The organism is Fundidesulfovibrio butyratiphilus (assembly GCF_054657235.1).
Map to the genome: position 1 here is coordinate 326,103 of NZ_BAAHXA010000003.1, position 19,333 is coordinate 345,435.

A 19,333-nucleotide genomic window follows, 5' to 3' on the forward strand; every position below is an offset into this window, starting at 1 on the left:
CGATACACAGGGTTGCCGCGAAAAATGCGGCCCACATGGCCTGCCAGAGACCGGGAGTTTTGTTTTTGCGACCCATCATACCCTCGAAAACATCCATGACGTCCGTACAGTCCGGTCCCGCATCGCGCAACCGGACCGAATCCCTGGCCCTGTGGGCCATTCTGGCCGTGGGCTTTACGCTTCGCGCCTATCATCTGGAAACGCCGTCCATGTGGTGGGACGAAATCCTGGTGCCGTTGACCGCCAGGTTCCCCGTCCCCTACATTCTCCAATATTCCCTGACCCAGGAGTGCCATCCGCCGTTTTTCTACCTGCTGACCAAGCAGATCATGGCCATGGGGCACTCGGATTTCGCCCTGCGCGCGTTTCCGTTTTGCCTGGGCGTCCTGGCTCCATGGCTGGCCTACCGAGTCGGAAAGCGGCTGCTGGATCCGGTCACGGGGCTTTTCGCCGCCGCCCTGGCGGCCGCCACGCCGCTTTTTGTCTTCATCTCCCGAGAGGCCAGGCCATACACCGCCTTTCTCGTGCTCTTTCTGCTTTCCCTGCCGCCGCTTCTGGACGTTCTAACCGGTCGGCGGCGGCGTCTTCCGCTTCTCGCCGCGTTGAACGCGGGCATGTTCCTGGCCCACTACATGACCGTGCTGGTGGTGGCCTGCCAAACGCTGCTGGCCGTTCTTTTCCGGCTGCGCCGCAACGGCCTGACGCGCTGGAGGGACGTCATCGCCCTTGGCGCGGCGGGCGGACTGTCCATGCTGCCGGTGCTGCCGTTTTTCATCGGCGGCGTCCTCTCCCGGCCGGACATGGCCGGGGCCTCCGTCTCCATGGCCGCCACGTTTCACGAATTTTCCCACAACATCATGCGGGGCGTCAATATCCTGGCGGCTGGTCCCATCTTCCACGGATACCAAACCCAAGACGCGACGGCGCTGCTCGGGTTGGCCGCCACGCTGGCCCTGGCCGGGTTGGGCGGCGTGACGCTGTACCGCGAGAACCGAAATCTGTTCCTGGTGTGCCTGGTCTTCACGGTGTTTCCCATCTTGCTGTTGACCGCGATCCGCCAGGAGTTCAGCCGGCCATGGTACGTTTTGTTCGTGCCGGCGGTTTTTCTCTATCCCGTGGCCGCCGGGTTGGCCCGGCTGGTCCGGTCCGAGCGCGCCGCGTCCCTCGCTCCGGCCACGGCCGTGGTCCTGTGCCTGGGATTGGCCGCTTCGGTCTGGGTGCGCCAGGGCGACAACTTCTACCGCCCGGATTCCTACCCTGACCCGTACAAGAGTGTGGCCCTGGCCCTTCCTGAAGCGAAAAAGCCCGGAGGGCAAACCGTTTTTTCCAACCAGGACGCCTACAACGCCATCAACTGGTATGTCGATCGTTTCCGCCTGGTAAACCCCCTTGCCGGCCCTCCCCTTTCGCCCTCGGACGCGGTGGCGACCGTGGAATTCCTCTCCCTGGGCGATTTCGGCGTGCTGGCCAAAAACGAAGCCGGCTTCCTGGACCGGTTCGGATCGCCGACGGCCGTGTACCCGGTTTCCCGGGCCAAGGTCTACCGCTTCGACGTGGCCCGCGCCCCGGTGACCATGGCGGACCGGCTGCCCCAGACCTTTCGCTTCGACGCCTCGCCCCTGGGGTTCTACCGCACGGTCCACGCCTGTTCCGGCGTGACACTCTATCCACAGTACGAGACCAGCGTCATCGCGGCCCGAAACGACGCCCCCGGTTTCGTGGAGTACGCCTTCGCCCCGGTCGAGGGCCTGAACCCCGGCCGGATCGTTCTTTTCGCCCGCACGATCAACTTCGGCGAACAAAACCGCATCGCCTGCCGCTACCGGTTCGACGACGAACCCTGGAGCGAAGGCTTCGTCAGCCTCGGACCGGACTCCACGGTGCTGCGCCGCATGATTCTGATGCCTCCGCCGGGGTTTCGCAGGCTGCTCGTGCGCATCGAGATCGTCTGCGCCCGAAAAACCCCCCGCTATCCCGGCGGCAACCTGGACTCCGCCCGCTTCGTGGACCTCACCGCCCGCTTCGACGCCGGAGAATAGGGACCGCACAGGGGGACCGCGCCTGGCCGAGCAAGCACGTCGCCGGGCAATGGTCGATACCTTTGCGCGTGAGGGAACGCTCTCGTGTTCGCTCAGATCGAACGACTTGCCATCTTGTCGTTGATTTTCCAGGCCAAGCGCCTGCCGATTGCCAGTCCCCCCATGGTAACAAACACCACGTAGAGTATGCGAGAAAGCGTGGCGACGACTGCCGTCGCCGCCACGCTTGCAACAAACCTCACCTGCGGCGGCTCACTTGGCGCGCGCCGCTTTTTCCGCTTCGTCATGGAGTAAACCCGGCCACATTGATCCGGAAATTCCACGCACTCCACCGAGAGCATCTGACACCGAATCTGCGCAGAAGCCGGGAGCTCGACCGCCAAGCGTCCCCACTCTGGCGGCTATCTCGTCTTCCTGGGAGGGAGTGATGGGAATTGTGGTCAAATAGACCTTGGAACCGTCGGCCTCATGATAGTTATTGGGCATGCCATCCAGGCTGGAACCGGTCCCTTCGCCTGGAAGGAAACCTGCTGTTCCGTAAAACATTCAATGCCACCTAATGCGGCTTCGTCGCTTTTATGAAGGCATTATATGTATCTAAAAAAGTATTTTCACCCCTACGGCGCTATATTGGAGAAAATCAATATTTATTTACGCCACGATTATGGGAGGTTGTGACATCGGCGAGCATGTATGCCCAGGCGTCGCGGAATGTTCGCGAGCCGCGCGGGGAGGAGGCCCCTCAAGAGGCCTAATCAGATCTTTCCCGCCCGCGAAAGCGCCGCGTGAATCGTCTGGAATGAAAGAAGAAGCGGCAAGGGCGCATCGGGAAGAGCGACGGCCCCGTATCCGGCGTATCAGTGGGCGACGCGCTCGTTTTTGGCGTCGATAAGAAGCGCCACGCCTCTCTGCCCACTGAGTGAAAAATTCAGTTCCTCGCTACTCGTCCCCCCACAGACTCTCCCACCGAATCTTGCCTTCCGTCTTCTTGCGCTGGCGCAGAAGCGCATACAACGCCCCCGCGCCGCCGTGCCTCGGCTGGGCCGTGCAGAAGGCAAGAACCACGCGTTTGAGGGGGTCGCGGGTGAGCCAGGTCTTGAGCTCCTCTTTCAAAACCGCCTGGCCGCCCGGTGAGTTGAGGCCCCGGCCCGGCACCAGCAGCACGCACCGCTTGCCGAGATAGTACTGCTCGCGAAAAAACTGGAGCACGGCCATTTGCGCCTGTTCGGCGTTCAGGCCGTGCAGGTCCAGGTGCGCCTCGGGCGAAAGCTGGCCGGCCTTGAGCTGGCGGAAGATCTTGGAGTCGAGCCCGCGCACGAAGCCCTGCACGTACTCTTCGGTAAACTCCAACTCGAATTCCACCTTTCCCGACACCAGGTCGTAGAGTCGACTTTTGGCCTCGGCCTCTGGGTCCACCGGGGACGGGGACGGAACCCGTTTGGCCTCGCCGGCCACCTGGCGCCCGCTCGCCACGCCGTCCAGACGGGCCACGCCGGCCATGGCGCGGCCGAACAGGTCGGCGTCGTCCTCGGGGAAATCCAGCTTGTCCCGGGAGGTCGGAGGCGGCGCGGGCGCATCCTTTTTCTTCTTTTTCAGTTTGACGCCCTTGAGTTTGGCGAAGGGATTGTTGGAGAAAGTGTCTTTGGTCATGGGTGGGTGCTAGCCGCAATCGGCCCGGTTTGCAACGCCGCGCGTTCGCGCGCCGCAAAGTCCGAAGCGGCAGCCCGAGGTTTGCCACGACGGACAAGTGGTGTATCGTACCAAGGAGGCGGACTTTTCTCTGCGCCAAACGCTTGACGGAACAGACGACCGGCTTATTATGTAAACTTGAGCCCGGCAACGCTACGACAAAAGGGCAAACACCGTGGAATACAAAGACTATTACCAACTACTCGGGGTGAGCAAGACCGCTTCCAAGGAGGACATTTCCAAGGCCTTCAAGAAACTGGCCCGGAAATGCCACCCGGACCTGAACCCCAACGACAAGGACGCCGAAAAAAAATTCAAGGACATCAACGAAGCCTACGAAGTGCTTCGCGATCCTGAAAAGCGCAAGCTCTACGACTCGTTCGGCAGCGACTGGCAGCACGGCCAGAATTTCCAGCCGCCTCCGGGCTACGAGAACGTGCGCTTCCACTTCGGCGGAGCCGGAGGAGCCGGGGGAGCCGGCGGACAGAACTTCGACGCCAGGGGATTCAGCGACTTTTTCGAGAACATCTTCGGCGGCGGAGGAGGTTTCGGCGGAGCGGCCGGCGGATTCAACCGGGGCGGCTTCGGCGGTCAACGCCGGTCCACGCGCGGCCAGGACGTGGAAGCCTCGCTCGAACTGACCCTCGAAGAGGCCTACGCCGGGGGCACGCGCACCATCACCCTGCACGAGCAGGCCATGGGGCCGGACGGTCGTCCCACCGTCAAGCCCAAGACCCTGGCCGTGAACATTCCGGCCGGAGTGCGCGACGGCGCCAAGATCCGCCTGGCGGGACAAGGCTCGCCCGGATTCGGGGGCGGCCCGGCCGGCGACCTGTACCTGAACGTCATGATCCGGCCGCATTCGCGCTTCAAGCTCGAAGACGTCAACGTGCTGGTGGACCTGCCCCTGGCCCCGTGGGAAGCCGCGCTCGGCGCCACCGTGCGCGTGCCCACCCTGGACGGCGAGGTGGACCTGAACATCCCGCCCGGCATCAGTAGCGGACGCAAGATGCGCATCCGGGGCAAGGGACTCAACGGCAAGGCCGGAAAGGGCGACCAGTTGGTGCGGGTGATGATCCAAACGCCCAAGAACCTCACCGAGGCCCAGAGCGAACTGTGGACCAAGCTGGCCAAGGAATCGAACTTCAACCCCAGGGAACACTAAACGGAGGCCCGCCTGATGGACATCACCATCCTTTACGGTTCGGACCTGCCGGCGAAGTCCGACTACTTGGCCTGGTCGCAATTTCTGGAGTTCACCGGCATGCACCCCTCGCTGGTCGGCGAACTTATCGAACTGGGTTGGCTCTCCCCCAGGCGCACCACAGGCGAAAACTACCTGTTCTCGCCCCGCGACGTGTACCGGGCGCGCAAGTTGGCCCGGCTCAGCGCCGATCTCGAAATCTCGGCCGCCGGGGCCAGCATCATCGTCGACCTGCTCGAACGCATCACGCAGCTCGAAAAGCGCATCCGGCACCTGGAACGATTGGTGTGAGAAGAGAAGAATGAAGAAAAAGAAGAAGACGGGGACTGCCGCCCCCGAGCCCCCCCCGGCCCCCCCCGGTTTGGGTGCGGTCGGTCGCGCGCAAGGCAGCCCCTGACGTCGCGAAGCTGAAAGGGATTCCAAAGGGGCGAGCCCCTTTGGCCGACGGAGGCTTCCGAAACGACGAAGGTTGCAAATCCCGGACGTGTTTTTCATGAAAACGACACGGGAGCGCCGCGCCCCCCCACCGAGGGAGGCACGCTTCGCCCCGGCTGGGCTTGAGGCGCAATCCCCAAAGTATATTTTCATACACAAGGAGCCCTTATGGACTTGAATAAATTCACGCAAAAGTCCCAGGAAGCCATCGGCCAGGCCCAGACCATCGCCGTGCGCATGGGGCACCAGCAAATAGACGCGGGCCATCTGCAACTGGCCCTGACCCAGCAGGAGCAGGGGCTTGTTCCCCGGCTGCTCGAACGCGCCGGCTACGACGTGCGCGCCTACCAGCGCGCCCTGGAAGAAGAGTTGGCCAAGCAGCCCAGGGTCTCGGGTCCCGGCGCGCAGCCCGGCCAGATCATGGTCACCCAGCGGGTCAACGAGGTGCTGGTGGCGGCGCTCGAACTGGCGAATTCCATGAAGGACGAATACGTCAGCGTGGAGCACCTGTTCCTTTCCCTCCTGGACGAGCCGTCTTCCAGCCCGCTCGGCCGGGTGAACAAGCAGTTCGGCCTGACCAAGGAAAAAATCCTGGCCGTGCTCACCGACGTGCGCGGTTCGCAGCGCGTCACCTCGGCCAATCCCGAGGAGACCTACGAGGCCCTGAAGAAATACGGACGCGACCTGGTGGACGAGGCCCAAAAGGGCAAGCTCGACCCCGTGATCGGACGCGACGACGAAATCCGGCGCTGCATCCGCATTCTTTCGCGCCGCACCAAGAACAACCCCGTGCTCATCGGCGAGGCCGGCGTGGGCAAGACCGCCATCGTCGAAGGCCTGGCCCAGCGTATCGTCAAGAAGGACGTGCCCGAAGGCCTCAAGGAAAAGACCATCTTTTCCCTGGATATGGGCGCGCTCATCGCCGGAGCCAAGTATCGAGGCGAATTCGAAGAGCGGCTCAAGGCCGTCTTGAAGGAGGTGCAGTCTTCCGAGGGCCGCATCATTCTCTTCATCGACGAAATTCACACCATTGTGGGCGCGGGCAAGGCCGAAGGGGCCATGGACGCCGGCAACCTTCTCAAGCCCATGCTGGCCCGCGGCGAATTGCACTGCATCGGCGCCACCACCATCGACGAGTACCGCAAGAACATCGAGAAGGACCCGGCCCTGGAACGGCGCTTCCAGCCCGTGCTGGTGGACGAGCCCACGCTGGAGGACACCATCTCGATCCTGCGCGGCCTGCGCGAGCGTTTCGAGGTGCACCACGGCGTGCGCATCGCCGACTCCGCCCTGGTGGAGGCGGCCGTGCTTTCGCACCGCTACATCACGGATCGCCAATTGCCGGACAAGGCCATCGACCTGATCGACGAAGCCGCGGCCATGATCCGCACCGAAATCGACTCGCTGCCCACCGAGCTTGACGACATCAACCGCAAGATCATGCAGCTCGAAATCGAACGCGCGGCCCTGGAGCGCGAGACCGACAAGGCTTCCAAGGAGCGCCTGGAGCGCCTGGTCGCCGAACTGGCCGAGCTCAAGGAGAGCCAGGCCGGGCTGTTGACCCAGTGGGACCGCGAAAAGCAGTCCATCGAAGGCGTGCGTCAGATCAAGGGCGAGATTGAAAAGACCCGTCAGGAGATCGAAAAGGCCGAACGCGACTACGACCTGAACCGGGCGGCCGAATTGCGTTACGGCCGCATCAACCAGCTCGAGGCCGAACTGGCCAAGCGCGAAGCCGAGATCGAAAAGGCCTCGGGCGGCCAGCGCATGCTGCGCGAGGAAGTCGGTCCCGACGACGTGGCTCAGGTCATCTCGCGCTGGACCGGCATCCCCATGACCAAGCTCATGGAAACCGAGCGCGAAAAGCTCTTGCGCCTGCCCGACCAGTTGCACGAACGGGTCGTCGGCCAGGACGAGGCGGTCACGGCCGTGGCCGACGCAGTGCTTCGGGCCCGGGCCGGGCTCAAGGACCCCAAGCGTCCCATCGGGTCGTTCATCTTCCTGGGCCCCACGGGCGTGGGCAAGACCGAATTGTGCAAGACCCTGGCTGCGGCGCTCTTCGACACCGAAGACAACATCGTGCGCCTGGACATGAGCGAATACATGGAAAAGCACACCGTGGCCCGGCTGATCGGCGCTCCTCCGGGCTACGTGGGCTACGACGAGGGCGGCCAGCTCACCGAGGCCGTGCGGCGCAAGCCCTACTCGGTGGTGCTTTTCGACGAAATCGAGAAGGCGCACCCGGACGTGTTCAACGTGCTGCTCCAGATTCTCGACGACGGTCGGTTGACCGACAGCCACGGCAAGACCGTGGATTTCAAGAACACGATCATCATCATGACCTCGAACCTGGGCTCGCAGTACCTGCTCGAAGGCATCGAGAGCGACGGCACGTTCAAGCCCAACACCGAGGATAAGGTGATGGAAGTCCTGCGCGGCCATTTCCGCCCCGAATTTCTGAACCGGGTGGACGAGGTGGTGCTGTTCAAGCCGCTGCTCAAGGACCAGGTGGGCAGGATCATCGAGTTGATGCTGTCCGGCCTGCGCGCGCGGCTGGCCGAGCGCAAGATCACCCTGACGCTCACCGACGCGGCCAAGCTGCACGCGGCGGACGCGGCCTACGATCCTGTCTACGGCGCCAGGCCGTTGCGGCGGTATCTGCAAACCCATCTGGAAACCCCGCTGGCCAAGGCGCTCATCGCCGGGACCATTGAGGACGGCCAGGATGTCAGCGTGGACGTGCGGGACGGCGAACTGGCCTTTGTAAGCTGATCGACGCACGCGATTGCGCCGTAAAAACGAAGAAGGCGCTCCTCCGGGAGCGCTTTTTTCGTTGAGAACCTCCACGCGCGTGGTCCGAAGCAACCTGCCGCAAAAGACCCGCGGCCTCTTTTCAAAGCTCCTGGCGAAGCGTAGACTTATGGTAACGCATGGCGCATTCCGCGCAGGAGCTTTCCGTGAAAGAGATCAAGCACGTGACGACCGAAGAGGGCTACGACCTCTGGGCCGACACCTACGATAGCGACGCCAATCCCATGCTCGACGCCGACGCCGCGGCCGTCGGTCCCCTGCTCCCCCCCCTTCGGGGCAAGACCGTGGTGGATCTGGGTTGCGGCACGGGCCGCTGGCTTTCCCGTTTTTTGGATGAAGGCGCGGTGGCCACCGGGGTGGACGCCTCCCAGGCCATGCTGGACAAGGCCCGGGAAAAGTTCGGCGACAACCCCCGGCTGCGCCTGGAACTCTTGAACCTGGACACGGAACTGCCCCTGGAACCGGCCTCCTTCGACCTTGTCTTCAGCAGCCTGGTGCTCGAACACATCGAGGACTTGGCCCACTTTTTCGGACAACTCCCCCGGCTCATGCGCCCGGACGGCCTGGCCGTCGTCTCCACCATGCATCCCGCAATGTTCCTGCGCGACATCCAGGCCCACCTGATGGACCGGACCACCGGCGAGGAGGTGCGTTTCACCAGCTACCCCCACCAGGTGTCGGACTTCGTCATGGCCGCCCTGCGCGCCGGCCTGGAAATCGAAGACATGGCCGAACTGCTGCCCAGCCAGGCCCTGGCCCTGCACAATCCCCGTCTGGCCAAGTTCGTGGGCTGGCCCATGGTGCTGGTTCTCAGGCTGAGCCGCCGAGCCTAGCTGCCCGCCCAAAAAGTCGATGCTTGCAGCCTCTTCAAAAAGCTGGCTGGCAAGGCGCGCAAAAAAGTCAAGCCCGATGCGGAGTTGGCATCCGTTGAGGATTTGCGTTTTTCGCGGCAACGCAGCCGGCAAGGATTTTTCAACAGGCCGCTAGGCCTCCCCGGCCTCGGGATGGCGGCGTCCCCCCGGAGAAGTCGCGGGCGCACCAGGGGAGCGAAGAGATGCCTCCGGCGGCTCAAGGGGATGATCCCCTTGAGAATCCTCGGCTGGCGCTTCGCGCCGGGCAACGACAGGCTTTCGTTTCGACGCGCTGTCGCGTCTACCGCACCTGATTCAGCTTTTGGGCCTCGTCGGTCGGGGTGGGCACCGCGCCCTTTTTCACGTCCGCAGCCCGGGAAGGGGCGTCGGGATCGGGCGGGGAGGACTGGAGAGACTTGCCTTCCTGGACGTCCGGGACTTCCCCAGGCTTGGAGGCGGGATGGCCCGGCTCGTTCACGGCCGAAGGGGCGGCCTGCACCGCCAAGTCGGTAAGGCGACGCTGGATGTTCATGAGCCCGCCCAGAATTTCCTGCGAATAGCGAAGGTTCTGGGTGGAGCAGTCGTCGAGCTGGTTCTTCTGCTCGGCCAATCGGGCTTCCAGGTCGGCCTGCATGCGTTCGCGATCCAGGCGCAGGGAAATTTTTTCTTCTTCCTGGGCCTTGCGCACGCGTATGGACTCCTCCAGTTGCGTGGTGACCTCGTTCAGCTGTTTTTCCAGGCTCAAATAGCGCGAAGCGGCCAGCGTGAGCATGACGGCGACCGCGGACGTCACCACCACGAAGAGGACGAAAGCGAAAGTTCTCATGCTTTGGAGTATACCCGCCCTGGCTTCGGCCCTTCAAGGGAAATGTTGCCAAGACCCCGAGGAAGTCCTACAGATGCCAGGCCCATGGACATTCCTTTCTTGTATCTAAAAAAACACGAAGAGCGTCGGCTCCTGGCCGGACACCTCTGGGTGTTTTCCAACGAAGTGGACACCGCCCGGTCGCCGCTGGGAGCGTTCGCGCCCGGCGACCAGGCGCAGGTGCGCAGTTTTCGCGACAAACCTCTGGGCGTGGCCTACGTCAATCCCGGCTCGCTCATCTGCGCCAGGCTGTGCGACAGAAACCCCGCCGCCCGCCTGGACCGCGGTTGGCTGACGGAGCGCCTGCGCCTGGCGCTTTCCCTGCGCGACGCCCTGTTCGACAAGCCCTTCTACCGCCTGGTTCACGGCGAAGGCGACCACCTGCCCGGACTGGTGGTGGATCGCTACGACGACATCCTGTGCGTGCAACTGCTCACAGCCGGCATGGAGCGTCTGCGCCAAGAGGTGATCGACGCCCTGGTCGAACTGACCGGAGCCAAAGCCGTGGTCTTGCGCTCGGACGTGGCGGCCCGCAAGCTGGAAGGCTTGTCGCTCGAAGTGGAAACGGTTTTGGGCCAAGTTCCCGACCAGATCATGGTTCCCGAAGGGCCGGGCCTGTACGCCGCATCCCTTGTCGAGGGGCAAAAAACCGGATGGTTCTACGACCAACGGCCCAACCGCCTGGCTCTGGCCCCCCTGGCCAAGGGCAAACGGGTGCTGGACGTGTTCAGCTACCTGGGCGCTCTCGGCGTGGGCGCGGCTCTGGCCGGCGCCGAACGCGTGGTCTGCGTGGACGCCTCCCAGGCGGCCTCGGCCCTGGCGCGGCAAAACGCCGAGACCAACGGAGTGGCCCACAAGGTGGAAGTGGTCCGGGGCGAAGCCCAACGCGTGCTCGAAGACCTCGTCTCCAGCGGGGAGCGCTTCGACGTGGTGAGCCTCGATCCGCCGGCCTTCGTCAAGCGCAAGAAGGACCTGGAAGCCGGTCTGGGCGCCTACCACCAGATCAATCGCCTGGCCGCAAAACTGTTGACGCCGGATGCGGTGGCGGCCACGTCCTCGTGCTCCCAGCACCTGGGAGAAACGGAATTCGTGCGCATGGCCCACAAGAGCTACTCCGGACCGCGGCGCAGGGCCCAGATCATCCGGCGCGGAGGCCAGGGGCCCGACCATCCCGAACATCCGGCCATGCCCGAGACGCGCTACCTCAAGTCCCTGATGCTTCGCGTCGTGTCCGGCGGTTCGGCCCAAGAGGAGTCGTAGCCGAGCATGGGCCAGACCCTGGAGTTTTTCACATCCCCCCTGTCGGGAGTGGGCCGCGCAACCTTGGCCCTGGTGCGCGAACTCGGCGGCGTGTTCCTGTTTTTCCTGTACGCCTGCCAGCATCTGTTCAGTCTCCCCCTGCAGTGGGCCAAAGTGGTGCAGCAGGTGTACTTCATCGGGGTCAAGTCGGTGGCGGTCATCGCCCTCATCGGCCTGTTCACCGGCATGGTATTGGGATTGCAGGGCTATTACACCCTGGTGAAATTCGGCGCCGAAGGGCTGCTCGGCGCGGCCGTGGCCCTTTCCATCATCCGGGAACTGGGCCCGGTGCTCACGGCCATCATGATCACCGGCCGGGCCGGATCGGCCATGGCCGCGGAAATCGGCATCATGCGCATTTCCGAGCAGATCGACGCCCTGACCGCCATGGACGTCAATCCGGTGCGCTACCTGGTGAGCCCGCGCCTGGCCGCGGCGTTGGTGTGTTTCCCGCTGCTGACCGCTCTGTTCGACGTCATCGGCATCCTGGGCGGCTACCTGACCGGAGTGCTGATGCTGGGCGTCAACCCGGGAGCGTACTACTCGCGCATATACGATTCCGTGGACATGACCGACGTGTCCGGGGGATTCTACAAGGCCTTCACCTTTGCCGTACTGGTGGCCATCATCTGCTGCTATCAGGGGTACTTCACCCACACCAGGCCCGGCGGATTCGGCGCGCGGGGCGTGAGCCTGGCCACCACCTCGGCGGTGGTGGTTTCCTGCGTATGCATCCTCGTCTCGGACTATGTGTTGACCTCATTCCTGCTGTAGACACTTGAACAACGCGACGAAGCGGTTTAGTTCTGAAACGACATGAGCAAGCATTCTCTGGAAACGGCCGTCGGCCTGTTCGTTCTGGTCGGACTCCTCTGTGTGGGATACCTCACCATCAAGCTGGGCAAGCTTGAAGTTCTCGGCTCGGACAGTTATGTGGTCAAGGCGCGTTTCACCGACGTGACCGGCCTCAAGCAAGGAGCCAATGTGGAACTCGCGGGCGTGCGCATTGGACGCGTGGACGCGGTGAATCTTTCCCCGGACGGACGGGCCGTTGTGTCCCTGCGCATATCAAAAAGTGTCAAACTTACCGACGACGCCATCGTTTCGATCAAAACCAGCGGGCTCATAGGCGACAAGTTCGTCAAGATAAGTCCCGGCGGCGGCGACACCGTCACTCCCGGCGGCATGCTCACCGAAACCGAATCATCCGTCGATCTGGGCGACCTCATCGGCAAGTACGTGTTCGGCACAGTCAAGGAGGACGGCAAAAAATGAAACGCGCTCTGAGCGTTCTCGCGCTGTTTTGCATCCTGGTGGCCGCCGCGCCCCCCGCACAGGCGGGAGAAGCCACGGACACACTCAGAACCGCAGTGGATGAAGTTCTCAACGTCCTGCGCCAAACTCGCCCCGGACAACCCGGACGCACGGAAAAACTCTCCACCGCCATGCACAGGTTCTTCGACCCCGAAGAACTCGCCAAACGCACCCTGGCCAACAACTGGCGCAACTTCTCCCCCGAACAGCAGCAACGTTTCACCGCCGCCTTCGTCAGCCTCCTGGAAAACACCTACCTGCGCCGCATCGAAACCTACACCGACGAGAAGGTGGTCTTTCTCGACGAAAGCCAACTGGCCGAAAACCGGGCGGAAGTCTCCACAAAGATCATCACCTCCAGCAAGGAGGTGCCCATCGTCTACCGTCTCATCCACAAGTCCGGCTGGAAAGTGTACGACGTGGTCATCGAAGGAGTCAGTCTGGTGCAGAACTATCGCCAGCAGTTCGCCCAGATTCTTTCCAAAGAAAGCCCGGCCCAACTGATCGACCGCGTGTCGTCCATGGCCGCAAGCTGAGGCTACCGCCCCAAAAAAAGGATTTTTCATGCCAAGAGCGTTGAAGACCGCCGCCCTCGCCCTGGCGCTTGTGTTGCTCGTGCCCTGTGTCCGCGTCCAGGCGGCCGAAACCGCGACCGACACCGCCCGGGCCGCCTCCGACGACAACGCCGCGACTCCACAGACGCCCGTCCAGGCCGCGCCGGAAGCCGTCGCCTCCCAAGCGGCCGACGACGACTACGTCGCCCCCCGCCCGTCCGTGGCCGACCCCCTGGAGAAATTCAACCGTTTCTGGTTCGGCTTCAACGACGTTTTTTACACCCGGTTGGGCACTCCGATCTCCAAGGTCTACTCGTTCGCCGTCCCCGCCTACCTGCGCGACCGCATCCACTGCGCATACCAGAACTTTCTGTTTCCCGTGCGCTTCCTCAACGCCATCTTGCAACTGCGCCCGGACAAGGCCTCGCGGGAACTGGGCCGTTTCATCATCAACACCACGTTCGGCATCGGCGGCCTTTACGATCTGGCCGCCACCAAGCCCGACATGTTTGTCCAGAAACTCGATTTCGGACAGACCCTGGGCTACTGGGGCGCGGGACACGGCTTTTACATCGTGCTTCCGTTCATAGGCCCCTCCTCCCTGCGCGACGCCTTCGGCCTGGCCGGAGACACCGCCATGCAACCCCTCACCTACGTGGACGTGCCCGTGCTGCTCACCGCCACGATCAACGTGGGCGCCCGCGTGAACCGCCTGCCCGAAATGCTGGAACTCTACCAGGAGTTCAAACGCTCGGCCATCGAACCCTACACGGCCGCCCGCGACGCCTACGTGCAACTGCGCGAACAGGACGTTCGCGAAGCCCAGGTCGTCACCAAGAAGCCCAAGAAGCTCGAACGGCAGATGGACGAATAGTCGTTCAGCGCAATAAAAGACGAGAACAAAAAATCGGGGGAGGAACCGGGCGCGAACGTGCGATTCCTCCCCCGTCCCCCTCTTCCCCCAAATGTTCATTCTCCCGGCCAGGGCGCGGTGGACTTTGACGGTTTCAAGCCCCCTCCGCGTATCGCGTCCACGCCAGACGGCACCTCCGGCTTCCGGACGGCCGGTTCCAGCGTTCAGCAGCCCTCAGGAATCGATTGGAAGAGGCCCACTCGCCGTGGGCCGGCGAAACACGCCCCACATGGCGAACAGGCCCAGCCCCAGAAAGGCCACGTCGCGGACCACGGTCAAGAAATCGATAGGACTGCCCCCCGCGCCGAAGCAGCCGCAGGCGATGTCTATGCCACGCCAGACGGTCAGGCCGAGCGCGGCCAGGAAGACCACCATCAATGCGTTGAGCATGATCACCGCGCTTCTGGCCATCACGTTCAGGCAAAGCGCCAGCCCGCAGACCACCTCCACTGCCGGCAAGAGCAGGGCCACGGCGTTGACAAGGTGGCCGGGCAAAATCTGGTAGTTGAAAACCGTATGGGCGAATTGCGCGGCGTCCGCCATCTTGGGCAGTCCCGCCCCAAGGAACAGCACGCCGTACGCCAGACGGGCAAGCGGAAACACACGCGACATCATTTGTTCTCCTCCACGAGTCCGCCGGCCGCGAGCCAGCCTTCCATGCCTTCAGGCATCACGGACAGACGGGTATACCCCATGTCCGCCAGTCCCTTGGCCAGGTCCTTGCTCTTGGGGCAGGCCAGGTTGGAGCAGTAGAGCAACAGGTCCCGATCCTTGGGCAACCGGGAGGCGTCCTCCATGCCCGTAAGAACCGCCTCGGACGAAACGTTTACCGCTCCCGGCACGTGCCCCTGGGCGAACTCGTCGGGGTCGCGGGCATCCACGACCAGGAACTCGCCCCGCTTGAGGGCGTCCATGGCCTGGGCGGGCGTCAGGGTTTGCAGGCCGGACTTGCGTACCGCCTCCACGGTCTGGGCCTTGTAGTCGGCCCACCACAGCAGTGGAGAAGGACGGGCGGAATTGACAATCCAGGCCATGACGGCCGATAACACCACCAGAACCACCATGCCCGGCCACCAGGACCGGCGAATGTTTGAAAATTTCATGTTGCGGCCTCGCTTTGTCGGTCAAACCGACCAGCCCTGACTAGAAGATATCATCGGCAAAGACAACGTCTGGCCCACCTCGCGCCATCAAAGGAGTTTTCCCCATGGCCCTCAAGCCCCCCCGCATCAGGGACCTCACGCCCAGCGAAGTCGAAACGCTGCTGGCGGAGCATCAGCCGGGCGAAATCACGCTGCTCGATGTCAGGCAGGACTGGGAGTACGCCCAGAAACACATCCCCCAGGCCCTGCACATCCCCTTGCCCGACCTCCTCGAACGGCTCGGAGAGGTGCCCTTCGACAACCCCATGGTGATCTACTGCGCCTCGGGACGACGCAGCCTTTCCGCGGCCGCCCTGTTGGTCGACCAGGGGGCGCGGGACGTTTTCAACATGCGCGGCGGCATCAAGGCCTGGACCGGCCCCACCGCCTCGGGCGACCGGTCCGAAGGGTTCGCCTCGGCCCAGGCCAAACTCGCGGCCCGCGACCTCTTCGCCCAGGGGCTGGCCCTGGAGATCAACCTTGGTCTTTTTTACGCCGCCATGGCCCGCAAGGTCGAAGATCCCGAACTGGCCGCCCTGTTCATCCGTTTGGCCGGTTTCGAGGACACTCACAAAAACAAGCTCCAAGGCCTCTTCGCGGCCCTGTTCCCGGGGGAAGTCCTGAAGGCCTCCCCCGCGTCCCCCGACATCCTGGAAGGCGGACTCACGGCCGAACGCATGTTCGACGAAATGGCCGTGCTGGCCTCCATGAGCGACGTTCTCGATATGGCCATGGGGCTGGAAGCCCAGGCCCTGGACCTGTACACGCGTCTCGGCCAAACCGCGACCAATCCCCAACTGCGCCAGGCCGTGCACCTGCTGGCCAAAGAGGAACAAACCCATCTCAAAGCCCTGGGGACCCTCCTGGACCGCCTGGGCTGACCGCCTCTCGCGCCCGGTTCGCGCCAGACGCGGCGACCCGCTCCCGGGCCGAGTCCCCCGGACGCCCCGACCCGGCGGGCAGGACGGTATTCTTGACGCTGGCGCGAAACATGCTTACCCGTGTGACTGTGCGCAATCGACCCAACGCCCCCGGGCGGACACCGCCGGCCCAGGCCGGCCTTACATCGAGTGAGGTTCCATGCAACCCGTGAATTTTCTGATGAACATCTTATGGCTGCTGCTGGGCGGACTCTGGATGGGCCTGGCCTGGAGCGCCGTGGGCATTCTGTCCGCCTTGACCATCGTGGGCCTGCCCTGGGCCCGGTCGTGCTTCGTTATCGCCCGACTGTCCTTCTGGCCCTTCGGCAAGGCCATCGTGGATCGCCAATTCGTGCAGGGCTACCATGACTCCGGAACCGGGCCTCTGGGTTTCGTGGGCAACGTGATCTGGTTCGTCCTGGCCGGCTGGTGGCTGGCCGTGGGACACCTCACCTCGGCCCTGGCCTGCTTCGTGACCGTCATCGGCATTCCCTTCGGCATCCAGCACGTCAAGCTGGCGCTCATTTCCCTGGCGCCGGTGGGCAAGACCCTGGTGGACCTGGACGGCAGACCCCTCATCTAACCACCCCGTTCTCCCCGGGGGCGCGGACCACGCTCCGCCCCAAGCCCCCGGGGAACGTCCCCCCTGCCCGCCGATTCAGGCGCGGCCCAACAACAACAGATACTCCTGGTTGCCCTTGGGGCCTTTGACAGCGGCCGGCACGACGTCCAAGCGTTCGAGGCCGCAGGCGTGTCGCGCATGTTCCGCCACCAGGTCCACGGCGTCCCACTGGGCCTCGCGGTCGCGCACGACCCCCCGGACGGCGCGCTCGGGTCCCAGTTCGAATTGGGGCTTGACCAGGACCACCATGCGTCCGCCCGGTTTGAGCAGGCCAGCCATGGGCCCCAGTATCCGTGTCAACGAAATGAACGACACGTCGGCCACGGCAAAATCCACCGGCTCGGGCAGCAGGTCCGGCCCGGCCAGACGGAAATTCACCCCTTCCAGGGAGAGGACGCGGGGATCGGACCGCAACTTTTCATGCAATTGGCTCTTGCCCACATCCACGGCGTACACCTTGGCCGCGCCATGTTGCAGCAGACAATCGGTGAACCCTCCGGTGGAGGCCCCCACGTCCAACGCGATCAGGCCCCGGACGTCGAGACCGAAACGTTCGATAGCCGTGAGCAGCTTGTACCCGCCTCTGCTGACGAATCGCTCGCCATCGGCCAGAAGCAGACGTGTTGCGACGGGAATCATGTGCCCCGGCTTCTCCACCGGGACCAGCTTGCCCTTGTGCTCCATACTCACCCGACCGGCCATGATGAGGCGCATGGCCTCGTCGCGGCTGGCGGCCAACCCCTGGTCGTGCAGCAGTTGGTCGGCTCTTGTCTTGGGATTGGCCATGCGATTGCCCTGATGATGACGTTGGTGTAAACGACTCCGGTGAGTCCGAAATTTCATTTCGTGCAGGGCGCGGCCGGAGCGGCCGTGCTGATGCCGTTTCTCGGCTGGCAGGACAGCGTGGTCTTCGGACTGACGGTCTTTTTCATCGACCTCGACCACATCATTCCGTTCGTGCGCGACTGCAAGAGCCTCAACGTCCGCCGCTTTTTCCTCTACCACGCCAAGGCCCCGCATACGCCGAACTTTCTCGCCCTGGCGGTGTTCCACACCGTGGAATTCCAGCTTCTGCTGATCCTGTTGGGGTTTGTCTGGCCGGTTTTCCAGGTGATGGCGGCCGCCTGCCTGTTTCACATCTTCTTCGACGTGGTCAAGACCTTTCAACTGGGCAAACCCTTTCTGCGCGCCTACTCGCTCATCGAATACGCCTTGCGCCGCAAGCACAAGGTGACCCGACTGACCGCCTGAAGCCTTTCCCGCGTGTGCTTGCCGACCTCCAGGGCGAACCGGAGGGGGAAGGAGTGCCTCCCCCGCGCCCTTTTCCCGTGCTGGAACGGCACATGACACCTTGCGTACTCCACATACAAAATAGTCATCCTGCGCGAATGAATCGCCTTGCGCTTGACAGGCAAAACGGCACTCGCTATCAGTGTCCGACTATCCTACCACATACAGCCATAAGGAATTCAAAAATGCGAAACATGATTCCCTTCCTTTTCTGCCTGGCCCTCATCCTGGGCGCCTCCCCGACGGCTTCCGCCGTGGCCCAGTCCGTTACCCAACGCATAGGTGGCACGTATTACCACAGTGACGGCTCCACCACGCAAAAGATTGGCAACACCTATTATCATAGTGACGGCTCCACCACCCAGCAGATCGGAAATATGCGCTACAACAGCAACGGATCAACTACGCAGAAGGTCGGAAACGTCTATTACCATAGCGATGGATCCTCCACACAACAAACCGGCGGCACGTATTACCACAGCGACGGCTCCACAACGCAAAGAATAGGAAATTCCTATTACCATAACAAGTGACCCGCCTCGCGCCCTCAGCGTGAACCGACCGCACCCTGGTCAGGGGAATCGAACACACCGGATGATGACTTCCTTGCCAAGCTGCCGTATGGCAACAATACGGAAGGGGAATCGGCCTTCATTCCCCTTCCAGACCGCCGCCTGGAAAAATGCGCTCGGTGGCCGGTCCCGCCGCTTCCCTTGCGGAGACGACAAGGAAAGACGGCAAGGTTCTTGACCCTCGCGGCTCTCATTGTCCGGGGCGCGCTTCGCCCCGGCGTCTCGCCTGAACCATCGGAGGTGGATCATGAAAATTCTCGCAGCCTTGGACAGGTCGGATCATGCTTGGGACGTGTTGGAAAAAGCCCTGGAGATGGCCAAATTCCGTGAGGCGCAACTCCTTGTGCTCACGGTGGCGGAAGAAGTCGCCGATTTTGGGGAAAGCGGAATGAGCATGGCCCTGACCGAGGCCATAGAACGGGAAGTGTCCAATTTCCTGGCCGAAGTGAACAAACGCACGGCCGGCTCGGGGCTCAAGGTGAAAACCATGAAGGAAAGCAGCCACTCCGCAGCCGAAGCCATCCTGCGTGTCGCCGAAGCGGAAAAGGTGGAACTCATCGTCATGGGACACCAGGGCAAATCCGCCCTGGACCGGTTCTTCATCGGCAGTGTGGCCAGCAAGGTCGTCAGCCACGCACCGTGTTCGGTGTTCGTGGTGCGCTAGACACCATCCCTCCGGCGGGCGCCCGCCATGACGCCGCGCCCGCCGCTTCCCTCCCGTTCAAACGCCAGGGGCTGTCGGCCCCCCCGCTCACCGGACACCGTGCCGGCGACCGCGGGAGTTCTCATTTCCTCGCACATCGCGCCAGGCTT

At 63.3% G+C, this 19,333-nt stretch carries 21 protein-coding genes; 15 read left to right on the forward strand and 6 right to left on the reverse strand.

Annotated features, from left to right (window positions below; all coding sequences use genetic code 11):
- Positions 1–95: 95 nt before the first annotated feature.
- Positions 96–2,039, forward strand: a complete 1,944-nt coding sequence (locus ACYQ01_RS17450; protein WP_459935097.1) for a glycosyltransferase family 39 protein — start codon at positions 96–98, stop codon at positions 2,037–2,039.
- A gap of 92 nt (positions 2,040–2,131) precedes the next feature.
- Here the strand turns inward: ACYQ01_RS17450 and ACYQ01_RS17455 are convergent, their stop codons facing one another.
- Both ACYQ01_RS17455 and ACYQ01_RS17460 read right to left on the reverse strand, forming a co-directional pair.
- On the reverse strand, positions 2,132–2,362 hold the full coding sequence (locus tag ACYQ01_RS17455; RefSeq protein WP_459935098.1) for a hypothetical protein: 231 nt from the start codon (positions 2,360–2,362) through the stop codon (positions 2,132–2,134).
- A 616-nt stretch (positions 2,363–2,978) separates the two neighbouring features.
- Complete coding sequence (locus ACYQ01_RS17460; protein WP_459935099.1) at positions 2,979–3,689, reverse strand: Smr/MutS family protein; 711 nt, start codon at positions 3,687–3,689, stop codon at positions 2,979–2,981.
- Positions 3,690–3,903: 214 nt separating this feature from the next.
- Here ACYQ01_RS17460 and ACYQ01_RS17465 point away from each other — a divergent pair, with 214 nt between their 5' ends.
- From ACYQ01_RS17465 to ACYQ01_RS17480, 4 genes are all read left to right on the forward strand, one after another.
- Positions 3,904–4,893, forward strand: a complete 990-nt coding sequence (locus ACYQ01_RS17465; RefSeq protein ID WP_459935100.1) for a DnaJ C-terminal domain-containing protein — start codon at positions 3,904–3,906, stop codon at positions 4,891–4,893.
- A gap of 15 nt (positions 4,894–4,908) precedes the next feature.
- Positions 4,909–5,223, forward strand: a complete 315-nt coding sequence (locus ACYQ01_RS17470) for a chaperone modulator CbpM (protein ID WP_459935101.1) — start codon at positions 4,909–4,911, stop codon at positions 5,221–5,223.
- Positions 5,224–5,535: 312 nt separating this feature from the next.
- Positions 5,536–8,139, forward strand: a complete 2,604-nt coding sequence (clpB, locus tag ACYQ01_RS17475; RefSeq protein ID WP_459935102.1) for an ATP-dependent chaperone ClpB — start codon at positions 5,536–5,538, stop codon at positions 8,137–8,139.
- 185 nt (positions 8,140–8,324) lie between these two features.
- The gene (locus ACYQ01_RS17480) at positions 8,325–9,011 is read left to right on the forward strand and encodes a class I SAM-dependent methyltransferase (RefSeq protein WP_459935103.1); all 687 of its coding nucleotides are present in this window, start codon (positions 8,325–8,327) and stop codon (positions 9,009–9,011) included.
- 319 nt (positions 9,012–9,330) lie between these two features.
- Here the strand turns inward: ACYQ01_RS17480 and ACYQ01_RS17485 are convergent, their stop codons facing one another.
- On the reverse strand, positions 9,331–9,855 hold the full coding sequence (locus ACYQ01_RS17485; RefSeq protein WP_459935104.1) for a hypothetical protein: 525 nt from the start codon (positions 9,853–9,855) through the stop codon (positions 9,331–9,333).
- Between the two features lie 84 nt (positions 9,856–9,939).
- On the opposite strand from ACYQ01_RS17485, the gene ACYQ01_RS17490 reads away from it, so the two are divergent.
- From ACYQ01_RS17490 to ACYQ01_RS17510, 5 genes are read left to right on the forward strand one after another with little or no spacing between them, the layout of a single operon-like run.
- Positions 9,940–11,154: a class I SAM-dependent rRNA methyltransferase gene (locus ACYQ01_RS17490; RefSeq protein WP_459935105.1), complete on the forward strand. Its 1,215-nt coding sequence runs from the start codon at positions 9,940–9,942 to the stop codon at positions 11,152–11,154.
- Positions 11,155–11,160: 6 nt separating this feature from the next.
- The gene (locus ACYQ01_RS17495; protein ID WP_459935106.1) at positions 11,161–11,967 is read left to right on the forward strand and encodes an MlaE family ABC transporter permease; all 807 of its coding nucleotides are present in this window, start codon (positions 11,161–11,163) and stop codon (positions 11,965–11,967) included.
- A gap of 42 nt (positions 11,968–12,009) precedes the next feature.
- The gene (mlaD, locus tag ACYQ01_RS17500) at positions 12,010–12,468 is read left to right on the forward strand and encodes an outer membrane lipid asymmetry maintenance protein MlaD (RefSeq protein ID WP_459935107.1); all 459 of its coding nucleotides are present in this window, start codon (positions 12,010–12,012) and stop codon (positions 12,466–12,468) included.
- Positions 12,465–13,043 carry a Tgt2/MlaC family protein gene (locus ACYQ01_RS17505; protein WP_459935108.1) on the forward strand — a complete coding sequence of 193 codons (579 nt, stop codon included), beginning with the start codon at positions 12,465–12,467 and terminating at the stop codon, positions 13,041–13,043. The genes mlaD and ACYQ01_RS17505 overlap by 4 nt, the downstream gene beginning before the upstream one ends.
- A gap of 28 nt (positions 13,044–13,071) precedes the next feature.
- Positions 13,072–13,935, forward strand: coding sequence for an MlaA family lipoprotein (locus ACYQ01_RS17510; protein ID WP_459935109.1), 864 nt, complete (start codon positions 13,072–13,074; stop codon positions 13,933–13,935).
- A 213-nt stretch (positions 13,936–14,148) separates the two neighbouring features.
- Here ACYQ01_RS17510 and ACYQ01_RS17515 read toward each other — a convergent pair whose 3' ends face one another.
- Together ACYQ01_RS17515 and ACYQ01_RS17520 are read right to left on the reverse strand one after the other, a co-directional pair.
- Entirely contained in the window at positions 14,149–14,589 is a 441-nt protein-coding gene (locus ACYQ01_RS17515) for a MauE/DoxX family redox-associated membrane protein (RefSeq protein ID WP_459935110.1), read from the reverse strand.
- Positions 14,586–15,077 (reverse strand): rhodanese-like domain-containing protein, encoded by a 492-nt coding sequence (locus ACYQ01_RS17520; protein WP_459935111.1) that lies wholly within the window; start codon positions 15,075–15,077, stop codon positions 14,586–14,588. Before ACYQ01_RS17520 ends, ACYQ01_RS17515 begins: the two co-directional genes overlap by 4 nt.
- A gap of 104 nt (positions 15,078–15,181) precedes the next feature.
- Between ACYQ01_RS17520 and ACYQ01_RS17525 the strand changes: the two genes are divergently transcribed.
- Positions 15,182–15,997, forward strand: coding sequence for a rhodanese-like domain-containing protein (locus tag ACYQ01_RS17525; protein WP_459935112.1), 816 nt, complete (start codon positions 15,182–15,184; stop codon positions 15,995–15,997).
- Between the two features lie 199 nt (positions 15,998–16,196).
- A complete protein-coding gene (locus tag ACYQ01_RS17530) occupies positions 16,197–16,619 on the forward strand; it encodes a YccF domain-containing protein (RefSeq protein WP_459935113.1) in 423 nt (140 codons plus the stop codon).
- A gap of 75 nt (positions 16,620–16,694) precedes the next feature.
- Here ACYQ01_RS17530 and ACYQ01_RS17535 read toward each other — a convergent pair whose 3' ends face one another.
- On the reverse strand, positions 16,695–17,444 hold the full coding sequence (locus tag ACYQ01_RS17535) for a TlyA family RNA methyltransferase (RefSeq protein WP_459935114.1): 750 nt from the start codon (positions 17,442–17,444) through the stop codon (positions 16,695–16,697).
- 39 nt (positions 17,445–17,483) lie between these two features.
- Here ACYQ01_RS17535 and ACYQ01_RS17540 point away from each other — a divergent pair, with 39 nt between their 5' ends.
- From ACYQ01_RS17540 to ACYQ01_RS17550, 3 genes are all read left to right on the forward strand, one after another.
- Entirely contained in the window at positions 17,484–17,909 is a 426-nt protein-coding gene (locus tag ACYQ01_RS17540; RefSeq protein WP_459935115.1) for a hypothetical protein, read from the forward strand.
- A gap of 224 nt (positions 17,910–18,133) precedes the next feature.
- Entirely contained in the window at positions 18,134–18,481 is a 348-nt protein-coding gene (locus ACYQ01_RS17545) for a hypothetical protein (RefSeq protein ID WP_459935116.1), read from the forward strand.
- A gap of 286 nt (positions 18,482–18,767) precedes the next feature.
- Complete coding sequence (locus ACYQ01_RS17550) at positions 18,768–19,184, forward strand: universal stress protein (protein ID WP_459935117.1); 417 nt, start codon at positions 18,768–18,770, stop codon at positions 19,182–19,184.
- Positions 19,185–19,333: the final 149 nt, after the last annotated feature.